Genomic DNA, 13,117 nt, shown 5'->3' with positions numbered 1-13,117 from the left:
ATATACTCGTTGATCGGGGGGATCGTCCAGCGCAGCGCGCAGGGCGGATGCAGAGCGCGGTCTCCCATCCGACCGTGAGGAGCATGGGTGGCCACGCGCATGGCATCGACACCGCCGACGCTGGCGGGGTACAGCTATGTGCGCCCGCTGGGCTCCGGTGGGTTCGCCGACGTCTTCCTGTATGAGCAGGACATGCCGCGACGCGTCGCCGCTGTGAAGGTGCTGCTGGCGGATGCGGTGAACCGGGAGGTGCTGCGCACCTTCAACGTCGAGGCCGACATCTCCGCGAGGCTCAGCGCACACCCCTCGATCGTGACGATCTATCAGGCGTCGATCTCCGCCGACGGTCGCCCGTACTTCGCCATGGAGTACTGCCCCGACACCATGAGCGCTCGCTACAAGAAGGCGCCGTTGGCGCTCGCCGAGGTGCTCGACACCGGCGTGCGCATGGCCGGTGCACTCGAGACGGTGCACAGGGCAGGTCTTCTGCATCGTGACATCAAGCCGTCGAACGTGCTCATCAACTCCCTCGGGGCTCCCGTGCTCGCCGACTTCGGCATCGCCGCCGCCGTGATCGACGAGGGCGACGGTGAGACGATCGCGATGTCGGTGCCGTGGAGTTCGCCGGAAGTGCTGCAGGAGCGGGTCTCCGGATCGGTGCCGAGCGAGATCTGGAGTCTCGGCGCCACTCTGTACACGCTGCTCGCCGGACGAAGCCCGTTCGAAAGGGCGGACCGCGGCTCCAACTCCCGTGACCAGCTCACCGATCGGATCATCAGGGCGCGCTATACGGCGGTACCCGTCGACGGCATCCCTCCGATCATCGACGACATCTTCGCGACCGCGATGCACCGCGATCCGGCCAAGCGGTTCGCGAGCATGGCCGACTTCGCCGAGCGACTCCGCTGGGCGCAGTACGAGCTGGGCCTGCACCCGACGGCGTTCGAGGCGGCGTCCGCCGAGTGGGCCGCCGCGGCTCCCGTCAGCTTCTCGGACTCCTCCGCCCGTGGCCCGGTGATCACGACGGTCGCCCCAGACTCGCGACGCGCAGAGCGTGCCGCGCGTCAGCAGGCGATGCCGCGCGACCGCGACGAACTGCCCGCTGCACGTGCGAAGACGCGCTCGCCACTCGTCGCCGGTGTGATCGGCGCGCTGATCGGAGCCGCAGCGCTCGCCGCAGTGGGCATCGTCGCACTCCACCTCACGGGAGTTCTGTGATGGCGATCGGAGATCGCGCTCGCGTGGAGACGAACCCCCGATCGCGGGGGCGCCTGATCACAGCGATCTCCGGCATCGCCGCCCTGGCCGTGGTGCTCACTCTCGCCATCACCGCGCAGGGCTATCAGTCGCAGGAGGTGCCACGGCTCGAGTCGTCGGTCTGGGTCATGCGCGACAGCGGTCAGTACGCGCGGGTGAACACCGAGCTCGCCGAGATCGACACGGTCCGCAACGTCGACGACCCGGAGGCTGTCTGGCAGAACGGGTCCGCTGCGGTGATCTACGCGCAGGGGAACAGGCAGCGCTGGGACGTCGACCCTGCGAGCCCCGCCGATCTGCTCTCCGACGCATCGGAGGAGGGCACTCCGATCGCTTCCGAGCCGACACCGGCCGGCACGCGCGAGATCCTCTCCGCCGGGGCGTACGTGGCCTATCGCACGGACACCGGCCAGGTGTCGGTGACCACCCTCGACGCCGGCGCCGCCACCGCTCTCGTCGACCCGTTCGCGGGCGTCGAGGTCGAGGAGGGCGAGGATCCTCCGACGTACACAGCCGATGCGATCGGACTCTCGCCCGCGGGACTGCTGGTGCTCTACTCCTCGGACGAGGGCGCGATCCGGCGGTTCGACGTCGATGAGCACAGGTTCCTCGGCGATCCCGAGTCCGTCTCCGCAGCTCCGGATGCCGCCGAGGGCCTGGCCGTCACCGTCGTGGGAGACCGGTGGGCCATGCTGCAGACGAGCACCGGTGAGCTGTGGTTGCAGGGGCGCGACGAACCGCTCGAACTCGATGTCGTCGAAGACGCTCGTCTTCAGGAGGGTGCCGACTCCGGCGAAGCCGTGTCGATCGCCGACTCCGACGGCCTGGTGTCGGTCGACCTCGACTCCGGAGAGTCGGAACGCGTCGCTGACGCGTCGGGAGTCCCGGCGACGCCGGTCGTCGTCGACGGCGAGATCTTCGCTGCCTGGCTCGACACGGGTGCGGGCACGCTCTGGGCAGGCGGCGAGACCGTTCCACTGCGCGTGCCAGACGAGGCCCTCGACTCTTCGACGATCGAGCCGGTGTTCCAGGAGAACGGCGACAGGGCCGTGCTGAGCGAGATCGGCACGGGACTCATCTGGACGGCCCCTGACGGCGTGCTCATCCCGCTCGAGCAGTGGGCGATCGAAGACGACACCGAGCAGCAGGAGGGCACGATCATCGTCGAGGACGTGGCCGAGCAGATGCCGCCCGTCGCCGTCGACGATGCATTCGGCGTGCGCGCGGGTGAGCAGGTGATCCTGCCGGTGCTGCTCAACGACCACGATCCGAACAAGAAGGACGTGCTGTCGATCGAGCCCGACTCGGTCTCGGGCGGGCTCGGCGACCCTGCGTTCGGCGATCTGACTCTCGTCGCCAACGGGCAGTCGCTCGTCGTCAACGTCAAGGCGGGGTCGGGGCAGGCCAGCTTCACGTATGCGGTCACCGACGGCGCCGCAGTGTCGTCCCCGGCGACCGTGACGCTCACCGTCGTCGACGAGGCGACCAACTCCGCACCCGCGTGGTGCGGGGTCGACGCCTGCCAGCAGGAATGGCCGACACCGCAGCTTCTTCCTGGTGGCAGCACCGTCGTCTCGGCGTTGTCGGGCTGGGTCGACCCCGAGGGCGACCCGTTCGTGCTCAGCGACGCCTACGAGACCGACTCCTCGTCTCCCGTCATGGTCGTGCCGATGGCCGACGGGCGGGTGGCCGTCCGCCACACCGACCCCAACGCCGCCGATGCGGTGATCTCCGTCACCGTCGTGGTCGAGGACGTGCACGGTGCGACTGCCGAGAAGACCCTCGATGTGCAGGTCACCGGAAGCCCGGCCCTGGTCGCCTCGCCCGTGGCGCTGACGGCCCGTGTCGGAGAGCTGCAATCGGTGCGCCTCTCCGACCACCTGTCCGGTGGATCGGGCTCCTACCGTCTGGTCGACGCCGTGCAGACCGCGGCGACCGCTCAGGGTCTCGAGGTCAACCCGAACACGGCATCGGGCACCGTCGAGATGACGGTGGCCGAGCCCGGTCAGTACGTGGTGACGTACACGGCCCAGGACATCTCGACGCAGGCCGAGCAGTCGGCGGTCATCCGCATCACGGCGGTCGATGGATCCGCCGGCCTCGCGATGGCGCCTCTCACGGCGTTCGTGCGCGAGGGCGAGGACACGACTGTCGACGTGCTGCGTGCCGTGCAGAACACGAGCGGGCGCGTGCTGATGCTGGCGGATGCCGTGAGCTCGACGCCGCAGCTCGGCGTGCGTGTGGTCGGCAACGAGAGCATCCGCGTGAACGGCACGACGGAGGACGGCGAGCCCGGCGTGATCGGCAAGGCCACCGTGACCGTCGCCGACGGAACCGGAGCCGCGGTGCAGGGCACGGTCACGGTCTTCCTCACTCCGCCGTCGACCGTCACCCGCCCGATCGTCTTCGCCGATGCGATCACCGTCCGGGCCGGTTCGCTCACGCGCATCAACGTCGCGGCGAACGACGTCGCCCCGCGTGGCGAGCCACTGGTCGTGCTCCCCGAGGTGACCGGGTCGGGCGAATCCGGTGAGCTCGTCTTCGCCGACCGCAACGCGCTGCGCTATCTCGCGCCCACGACACCGGGCACCTACCGGCTGACGTACTCGGTGTCGCTCGAACGCAACCCGGCTCTCTCCGACAACGGCGTCGTGACGGTCACGGTCGTTCCTCCGGGGACGAATCGCGCGCCGACGCCGTCGACACTGACGGGCCGGGTACTCAGCGGCCAGACGGTGTCGCTGCCCGTGCCGGCGACCGGCATGGACAGCGACGGCGATCGAGTGACACTCGCGGGCATCGACCAGCCTGAGAAGGGCTCCGGAACCGCGACGATCTCCGCCGACGGTGACGCGATCGTCTACCGGGCGCCCGCAGCCGGTGTCAGCGGCGGCCAGGTGACCTTCCGCTATACGGTGCGCGACCCTCAGGGTGAGCAGGGCACAGGCGTGGTCCGTGTCGGCGTGCTCGACGCCGACATCGACGACGCAGCCCCCGTGACCTTCAGCGACTACGTGCGCGTCGAGGCGGGCTCGACCACCCCGATCGTCCTCGACCCGCGTCTGAACGATCTCGACCCTGCGCAGAGCGACCTCGAGATCACCGAACTCGTGCCCAACGCGCCTCCGGTCAAGGGCAATCCGCTGTACGACCGCCTGAACGCGCTGATCGACTCGGACACCTCCCTCGAAGACGGCCGCGTCGTGCTCCGCGCGGGAGACACCGCCGGCACCAACTCGTACTTCTACACCGTCAGGTCCACGCGTACGTCGAGCACGTCGCAGGGGCTCATCGTGGTCACCGTGACCGACGGCACCGTGGCAGACCAGCCGAGCGTCGCCGACACCGTGCTCACCGCGCGCGACAGGGAGGACCTCCCGGAGCGCGGTATCGACGTCGTGACCGACCGTGTGAGCTGGCCGTCCGGTGATGCCTCGTCGCTCACGCTGAGCCTGTGGGGCGATCAGCCCGGGTTCACGGTGCAGGGTGACCGCATCGTGGGCGCCGTGCCGCAAGACGGCGCGCTGGTGCCGTTCCAGCTCACGGGCACGGGGTCGGGAGGCCGAGACGTGGTCGCCTACGGGTTCCTGCGCATTCCTGCCTTCGACGACATGCAGGTGCAGCTGAAGCCCGGCACGACGCCCGTCGTGGTCGACGAAGACGCGTCGGTCTCGTTCGACGCGGCCGACTACGTCGACCTGATCTCCTCGGATGCCGTCGAGGTGGGGTCCGGGCAGTTCAGCGCGCAGCGCGCGGCGGCGTCGTGCTCTGCCGAGGGCTCGGGCAGCGTGACCTATCGAGCCGGCCGCGAAGCGCCGTGGTCCGACACCTGTCTCGTTCAGGTGCGGCTGCAGGGGCAGGAGCGCTGGTCCTTCATCGACGTGCCCATCAGCATCCGCCCTGCCGAGCCTCAGCTGCTGCTGTCGTCGATCTCGCACACGATCGCTCCCGGAACGACCGAGACGGTCGACATGTATTCGAACATGGCCGCCTGGGAGGGTGGCCGGGAGGGCGACGCCGGATCGCTCGAGTATCGGATCGTGTATTCGGGCTCGGCCTTCATCGTCACGCGCACCGGCTCTCAGCTCACCATCGAAGCGCGAGCGGACGCCAGACCGGGCAACACCGAGAACGTCAGCGTCACGGTGCCGCAGTACGGCGAGCCGTCGGCATCCGTCCGCCTGGTCGTCGGTGCGGCGCCGCCCGATGCACCACGGGGCGCGACCTTCACGACGCAGTGCATCGTCACGAACCCGAGCTGCACGATCGATGTGGTCGACGTGGCGGGGGAGTACGACCCCTTCGCGGGCAAGCCGGGATCGGGCCTCCGACTGATGTCGCTCGGTGGGGGCGCACGATGCGATGTCGCATCGGTCTCGACCTCGGGGAGCACGTCGATCACCGCGACCTGGCCCGGCGGAGGGCAGGCCCCCGGTGGCCAGTGCATCATCCCGTTCATCGTGTCGGACGCGCAGGGGCGCACCGGTGCCGGAACCCTCACTCTCGACCTGCAGGGCTTCCCGCAGGCGCCCGCGAGCGTCACGACCGCGGGATTCACCCGATCGACGGTGGTGCTCGACGTACCGCTCGGCGAGGCAGGCCGCGCGCATCCCGGCGTCACCGGCGTGACGATCCTGCAGGACGGATCCCCGGCGAACGCGTCGTGCAGTCCGGCGGGAGGCGTCTACCGCTGCACGGTGAGCGGGCTCGTCAACGGCGCGCCGCACGTCTTCACGGCAGCGGCCGTCAACGCGGTCGGAACCTCAGCGGCCACGTCACCGCACACCAGCTGGGCATACGCCGCCCCCGAGGTGTCGAACGCGACTGCCACGCCCGTCTATCGCCCGGATGGCACCGAACGCGGACGGGGCATCGTCGAGCTCGCGGTCGCCGCGTCGGACGACTCGCTCGCTTTCCGCATCGAGGAGACCGGCCAGGTCATCAACCGATCCGGAGCGACGACGACGGCCGAGATCGCGCTGTCTCCGGGCCCGCAGAACATCACGATCGTCCCGATCAGCCAGTTCCAACCGCCGACGGGCGACGGCGGCAACGAGGGTGGCGCCTTCCGCACGTCGGTCACGGCTGCGGGAACCGTCTACTTCGACCCCTCAGGCACGGAGGCGGTGGCGGCGTCCAACACCTCTGTCAACGTGTCGGGGGTCGCGGCGCAGCCCAACGGCAGCGCCCTCGGCGTCGACGTCGTGTATCTCGCGTGGCGCTCGGGCGATGCGAGATGCAGCGCCGACGGCAACGGGCGGCTGCAGATCTCAGGTGCGGAGGCGCAGTCGTCGTCGCCCTCGCTCACCCAGCTCGCCGAGTACTCGACCTACAACGTCAAGGCCTGTGCCTCGAACGGCTTCGGCGTGGCCGAGTCGAACACCACTCAGGTCTTCACCTTCACGTTCGTCGAAGGCCCGAAGGGCGACGCGAGCTACACGGTGGCGACCAGGCCGTCGGTCGAAGGCAACCGCTATTCCTACGGCCTCGACTCGGCCCCCAACATCGGAGCGAAGGACGGCTTCGTCCCGCAGTACTACATGTACGGGTCGTGGGAGCCGGACTTCGCGCTGACCAGCGACGCGTCGCCGCTGCCGGTCAGCGCGCGCTCCTGCCACTCGGTGCTGACTCAGTTCTGCTCCGATCCGGTGGAGATCACGGCGAGGACCGTGCCGACGACGGTCGCCGTGCAGTTCCAGGAGTGCGTGCCGGCGAACGTCGGCGACCTCTTCGCCGTCAGCCGCGCGGCACGCGGTTCGTACTCGACCATCCTCACCCCGGGCATCGTCGACGGAGTCTCCGTGATCGACGCGCGGATCACCTGGACGGGCGCCTACGCTCCGCTCAGGGCGATCACGCATCGCGCGCCGCTGTGCACGCAGCCCGAGCCGCCGGACCCGGTCGAACCCTCTGACCCCGCACCGACCGACCCCGAGGGATGAGCGCTCAGATGACGACTCCCCACGCCCCACTGCCCTGCACCGTGCAGGCGCCCGAGACGAATACGGTTGCCCTATGCCCGCTCCCACCGCTGCTCCCGTGACCATCGCTCCCGAACAGGCCTCCTGGTTCGCGGAGACGTTCTCGATCCTCGCCGCCAACGTCGAACAGGCGATCCTCGGCAAGCGGCATGTGATCGAGCTGGCGCTCGCCGCGGCCGTCAGCGGCGGTCATGTGCTGCTCGAGGACTTCCCCGGCACCGGCAAGACGGCCCTCGCGCGAGCCATCGCTCAGACCGTCACGGGCACGAGCACGCGCATCCAGTTCACCCCCGATCTGCTTCCGGGCGATGTGACGGGCATCACGGTGTACGACCAGAAGGAGGGCGCGTTCGAGTTCCACGCCGGCCCCGTCTTCGCGAACATCGTGCTCGCAGACGAGATCAACCGTGCGAGCCCGAAGACGCAGTCGGCACTGCTGGAGGTCATGGAAGAGGGCACGGTCACCGTCGACGGCGTGACGCGTCCTGTTCCGTCGCCGTTCCTCGTCATGGCGACGCAGAACCCCATCGAGCAGGGCGGTACGTACCGGCTGCCCGAGGCGCAGCTCGACCGCTTCATGATCAAGACCTCGATCGGCTACCCCGACGAGGCGGCGACCATGCGCATCCTTCAGGGTGCTGCACAGCCGAAGCACGTGCTCGACGGCATCGTCGGCACCGACACCATCCTCACGATGGCCGAGATGACCCGCGGCGTCTATGTGAACCCGCTGGTCTCCGACTACATCATGCGCATCGTCGATGCGACGCGTCGCGCCTCCGAGGTGCGTCTCGGTGCCAGCGTGCGCGGTGCGATCGCGCTCTCCCGCCTCGTGATGACGTGGGCGGCGAAGAACGGTCGCACATTCGCCACCCCCGACGACGTCAGAGAGCTCGCGGTCGTGGCACTCGCCCACCGCCTCGTTCTCGAACCGGAGGCCGAGTTCGACGGCGTCACCGCGGTCGCCGTGGTGGGGCAGATCCTGCTCGACGTCGAGCCGCCGCGCGAGAACGGCACTGCGTGAGCTTCAGCACCGAGTCCCGTCTGACGCGCACGACGGCGGGCACCAGCACGTCGACGCGCACGTCGACGGTCACGCGCTACGACCGCACGCGCCGAGGACCCGTCCGCGGCGCCGTCTTCGGTGTCCGCCGCGCGGCCCGCATCACGCGTCGCGCGACCCGCACGGCGGTCGCGTGGGCGCGCGAGACGGTCACGTCGGCCGGAATGCTGGTCGTCGTGGCGCTCGTGCTCTGCATCGCCGCGGGAGTGCTCTTCGGATGGGTCGAGGCGTGGGCGGTGGCGGCGATCGCGCTGGTGCTGCTGATCGCGTGCATCCCCTTCATCCTCGGTGCCCACGACTACCGCATCGAGCTGACGCTCGACCGCGACCGCGTGGTCGCCGGTGCGGAGATCGGCGCGACGCTCGACGTGCGCAACAACGGCGAGCGACTGTCGCTGCCTGGCATCGTCGACGTTCCCGTGGGGGAGGGGCTCGTCGAAGCGCATGTTCCGCTGCTGCGCCCCGCCGCCCACCACCGCGAGCAGCTCACGATCGCCGCGCACCGCCGCGGTGTCATCGACGTCGGACCCATGACCATCACCCGCGGCGACCCGATCGGCATCCTCCGGCGCGAGCTGCGGTGGCCCGACGTCCAGCGCATCCATGTGCACCCGGTCACGGTTCGTCTGCCCAGCACGAGCGCTGGCCTGATCCGCGACCTCGAGGGCACGCCGAGTTCGACGCTGGTCGACGCCGACCTGTCGTTCCACGCGGTGCGCGAGTACGTCGTGGGCGACTCCCAGCGGCACGTGCACTGGAAGTCGACCGCGAAGACCGGAAAGCTCATGGTGCGTCAGTACGAGGAATCGCGTCATGCCCGCATCGCGATCATCCTCGACCTCGACGCCGAGTCGTACGAGAGCGACGACGAGTTCGAGAACACGGTGAGCGCTGCCGCATCACTCGCTCTGCAGGGGGTGCGCGACGGCCGAGAGGTGCTCTTCTCGGTGAGCAACGAGATCCCCGAGCACAGCCGCGCCGAGGTGCTGTCGATCCGCACCCTTCCCACCGTGACGCCCAAGGCGCTGCTCGACGCGACGTCGACCATCGATCCGGTCGACCGTGTGATGCGCCTCGAGGCCGTCGCGGCGCTTACCGCGCAGTCCTACCCCGACCTGTCGATCGGATTCCTGTTGACGGGCTCGCGCATGCCCCTCGAGCGGCTGCGCCACGCCGCGGTCAAGCTGCCGGCGGCGGTCGAGGCGGTCGCGGTGCGCAGTGAGCTGGGCGAGCAGCCCACGATGCGCACGGCACGGGAGCTCGCCGTGATGACTCTGGGCGCGCTCGGCGATCTTCCGCAGATGCTCGCTCGGGGAGCGCTGCGATGAGCGCCGCGGGCCCCAGACGCGGCGTCGCGAGGTCGCGAGGCTCGTTCGCGCTCTCAGCCGTGACGCTCTGGGGACTCGGATTTGTGCTGGTCGGCGTGGGCCTCGCGACGGCGGCTGCGTGGCCGGTCTACGAATCCCCGCGAGCTCTGGCGGTCGGACTGATCGGCGGACTGCTCGGCATGGCCGTCGCCGTGCTGACGCGGGTAGTGCGCTGGGGCATGCTGATCGGGGCTCTCGCGGCAGCCGGCGCCTATCTGGTCGTCTCAGTCCCGCTCGCGATCCCCTCGGCTCTCTCGTCGTTCCCCGCTTTCCTCGGCGGACTCCGCGACGCGGTGCTGGGGGTCGTGCTCGGGTGGAAGCAGATGCTGACGCTGAACCCGCCGCTCGGCGAGTACCAGGCGGTGCTGATCCCATTTCTCGTGGTGATGCTGTTCGGCACGTTCATCGCGACCCTCCTGGTGCTCGAGGGCGGCCGTCGGGCCACGATCGCGGTTCCCGTCGTGGCTGCGATGACTCTCTTCGGCATCGCTTTCGGGGTGAGCGGAACGACGGCTCCCATCTCGGTGCTGGGCGTGGCGCTCCCCGCTCCTCGGGAATGGCTGATCGGCGTCGCGCTCTTCGTGACCGCTCTCGTCTGGATGGTGGGTCGCTCGCGACTGCAGCGTGCGCAGGCGCTGCGCACCGTCGCCGCGGCGAACATCTCGCGTCGGGCGACCCCGGTGTGGCTGACCATCCGTCGCCATCTGCTGTCGGCAGGGCTCGCCGTCGTCGCCCTGATCGCCGGGTTCGCGGTGGCACCCGCAGCGGCCGGGTGGAGCGACCGCTCTGTGCTGCGCGACGAGGTCGAGCCGATGATCGTCGTGCAACAGCAGGCCAGTCCGCTCAGCGCCTACCGCTCATGGTTCGCCGGTGGCACGCTCGATGACACCGTCGTGCAGATGGAGGGCGACCCCGGTGCGATCGAGCGCCTCCGACTCGTCACCCTCGACTCGTATGACGGCGAGGACTTCCACATCGCACCGGACGACCGGTTCAGCAGGCTGCCCCGCACCGCGATGCCGGGTGCCGGCCGTTTCTCGCTCGGGATCACGATCGGAGAGGCGTACCGCGGCATCTGGGTGCCGTCGCCTGCAGGCCTCGCCGAGGCACCCGACTTCTCCGGCTCGCGCGCCGATGCGCTCGCCGACGGCTTCCATGTGAACTCCGGCGGCGACACCGCCATCACCGTGGCAGAGGCACCCGGCGGCGGAGAGGGACTCGTCCCTGGCGACCGCTACACCGTGCTCGTCGATGCCCCTGGTGCCCCCGGCGAGGTCGCTGCGCTGCAGGGCGGCGCCTCGAATCTCGACACAGACCTGTATCCCGCGCTCACCGAATGGGCCGAGATGCAGGAGCAGCCTCGCACCGGTGCCGGATACCTCGAGATCATCGATCGCCTGCGCTCGCGCGGCTACCTCAGCCACGCACTGATCGACGACGACGCGGCTGCGGGGTGGATCGCGTCCCTGAAGGAGTCCGAGGGATACGCGTTCGCGCCGAGCTACGCGGGCCACTCCGCCGCGCGCATCGAGGAGCTGTTCACCGACATGGTCGAGCAGGAGCGACGTGCCGGGTCTGATGCCGCACCCGAACTGCTCGTATCCGCCGTCGGCGACGACGAGCAGTTCTCCGTGGCGGCTGCACTGATCGCCGAGCACTGGGGCCTCGAGTCGCGAATCGTGATCGGCGCACGGCTCGCGACGGCAGAAGAGGTTCCGGGCATTCCGGCCTGCACCGACACATGCACGGGCGCGAACATGAGCGCCTGGGTCGAGGTGCGGGGGTCCGGGGGCGAATGGATGCCGGTCGACACCACTCCGCAGTACGCGATGCTGCCGAGTTCCATCACCGAGGGCGAGCAGCTGCCGGAGCATCCGACCGTGCCGGAACAGCCTCGGTCGGAGGCGCTCGACCCGCCTCAGGCGCAGAGCGACTCGAACAACGACGCGCCCCCGCTCGAGGCGCCGCAGTCAGAGGTCCTCGCCTTCCTGCTGCCGATCCTCAGAGCGGTGGGGCTCGGTCTGCTGGCGCTCGCGCTGCTCGCGCTGCCGTTCCTGGTGCTGCTTCTCGCCAAGAGACAGCGCGCCAGGACTCGCCGCACGGCCGAGGATCCCGAAGTGCGTCTGGCCGGCGCCTGGGAGGAGCTGGTCGACGTGTACGCCGATCACGACGTGCCGATGGATGCCGAGGGCACCCGCATCCAGCGGGCTCTGTCGACCGACCGTGAGGCCGCTGACCGTCTGGCGATGCTCGTCGATCGCGCCGTCTTCGCCGAGCATCCTCCGACCGACGACGATGCGAGCGCGGCCTGGGCGATCGTGGATGCCGAGCGGACGGAGCTGGCGGCATCCGGCAAGTGGTGGCACCGCATCGCCCGGCGTGTGCGGCCGACGTCGTTCATCGGACGGATGCGGGCTGCGCGCGGTCGGGGTTACGTCGGAGCCGGGCCAGCTCTCGCTACGCTCGGTGTGACAGGGTCGTTCGGCGACCGGAAGAAGGGGAACTCATGATCGCGCCCGTGGACAGCGGCTATGCCATGATGCTCGCCATCGTCGGCGGCGTCGGCGTACTCGTCGGCCTCGCCGTCTACGTCTGGTACGCCCTGGCGCTGTCGCGTCTGTTCCCGCGCATCGACGGAGAAGGCTGGAAGGGCTGGGTGCCCATCCTCAACGAGGCCGAGATCCTGGCGCGCGGAGGAGTGCCCGCGTGGTCGGTGGTCTTCTATTTCATTCCGATCGTGCAGCTGTACGGCATCTACCTCAAGATCGTCGCGACCCACCGCATCAATCGCAGGTTCGGCCGCGGCGCAGGCATGACGGTGCTCGCCATCCTGCTGCCTCCGGTCTGGGCGACAGTCCTCGCCTGGGGAGCGCCGCCGTACCCCGAGGGCGAGCGACTGGCCGCGCTGCAGCCCGGTCCTCGCCGCAACGCGCAGCCCGCCGCCGCTCCGGCAAGGGATGCGTCGGGGTACACGATCCCGTCGCTCGCGCCGCATGCTCCGAGTCAGCCCGACGTGCCCGCGCTCGTGTTCCCCGACTACGCGGCACCCACCCGTGCGAACGCGCAGGCGGATGCGGGCACAGGTGCGACCGGCACGCCGTCGAGTTCCGTCGGCGCTGACCCGTCTGCATGGGGAGCACCGTCGCAGAAGCCGCAGCCCCCGGTCGGCCCCCCGCCTGTTCCCGGGGCGGCGCCTGCCGCCGGAGCGCCTCCCGTTCCCGGAGCCCCGCCCATTCCCGTCGCCGGGCAGCCCCCGGCTCCCGGTGCGCCCGCTGCGTCGTTCGCTCCCCCACAGCCGCCTGCTACCTCGGCTTCTTCTGCTTCTTCTGCTCCTGCCTTCGCACAGCAGCCGCCGGCGCCGCAGCCGCCCACCCCCGTGGCTGCTCCTGCTCCTGCGTCTGCGCCTCCGGCCGATGCGCACCCCGCGACCGGAATCATGGCAGCGATGG

General features: G+C 69.9%; 6 protein-coding genes. All 6 read left to right on the top strand.

Going from position 1 to position 13,117, the window contains the following annotated elements:
- Window positions 1-87 precede the first annotated feature (87 nt).
- Complete coding sequence (locus QMA07_RS07765) at window positions 88-1,218, top strand: serine/threonine-protein kinase (protein WP_290160984.1); 1,131 nt, start codon at window positions 88-90, stop codon at window positions 1,216-1,218.
- Window positions 1,218-7,199, top strand: a complete 5,982-nt coding sequence (locus QMA07_RS07760) for an Ig-like domain-containing protein (RefSeq protein ID WP_290160983.1) — start codon at window positions 1,218-1,220, stop codon at window positions 7,197-7,199. The genes QMA07_RS07765 and QMA07_RS07760 overlap by 1 nt, the downstream gene beginning before the upstream one ends.
- A gap of 73 nt (window positions 7,200-7,272) precedes the next feature.
- Window positions 7,273-8,262 carry a MoxR family ATPase gene (locus QMA07_RS07755; protein ID WP_290160982.1) on the top strand — a complete coding sequence of 330 codons (990 nt, stop codon included), beginning with the start codon at window positions 7,273-7,275 and terminating at the stop codon, window positions 8,260-8,262.
- Window positions 8,259-9,629, top strand: coding sequence for a DUF58 domain-containing protein (locus tag QMA07_RS07750; RefSeq protein WP_290160981.1), 1,371 nt, complete (start codon window positions 8,259-8,261; stop codon window positions 9,627-9,629). The genes QMA07_RS07755 and QMA07_RS07750 overlap by 4 nt, the downstream gene beginning before the upstream one ends.
- Window positions 9,626-12,178 (top strand): transglutaminase domain-containing protein, encoded by a 2,553-nt coding sequence (locus tag QMA07_RS07745; RefSeq protein WP_290160980.1) that lies wholly within the window; start codon window positions 9,626-9,628, stop codon window positions 12,176-12,178. Before QMA07_RS07750 ends, QMA07_RS07745 begins: the two co-directional genes overlap by 4 nt.
- On the top strand, window positions 12,175-13,117 hold a 943-nt coding region (locus QMA07_RS07740; RefSeq protein WP_290160979.1), incomplete at its 3' end, for a DUF5684 domain-containing protein. The genes QMA07_RS07745 and QMA07_RS07740, both read left to right, overlap by 4 nt.

This window comes from Microbacterium sp. APC 3901, from assembly GCF_030407765.1.
GTDB lineage: Bacteria > Actinomycetota > Actinomycetes > Actinomycetales > Microbacteriaceae > Microbacterium.
Note: the sequence above shows the minus strand (reverse complement) of the source record. Positions and strands in the feature narration are given on the sequence as shown.

Bases quoted from the DNA above. Each gene is read 5' to 3' on its own strand.
- QMA07_RS07760 (WP_290160983.1), top strand. From the start codon at position 1,218: ATGGCGATCGGAGATCGCGCTCGCGTGGAGACGAACCCCCGATCGCGG.
- QMA07_RS07755 (WP_290160982.1), top strand. From the start codon at position 7,273: ATGCCCGCTCCCACCGCTGCTCCCGTGACCATCGCTCCCGAACAGGCC.
- QMA07_RS07745 (WP_290160980.1), top strand. From the start codon at position 9,626: ATGAGCGCCGCGGGCCCCAGACGCGGCGTCGCGAGGTCGCGAGGCTCG.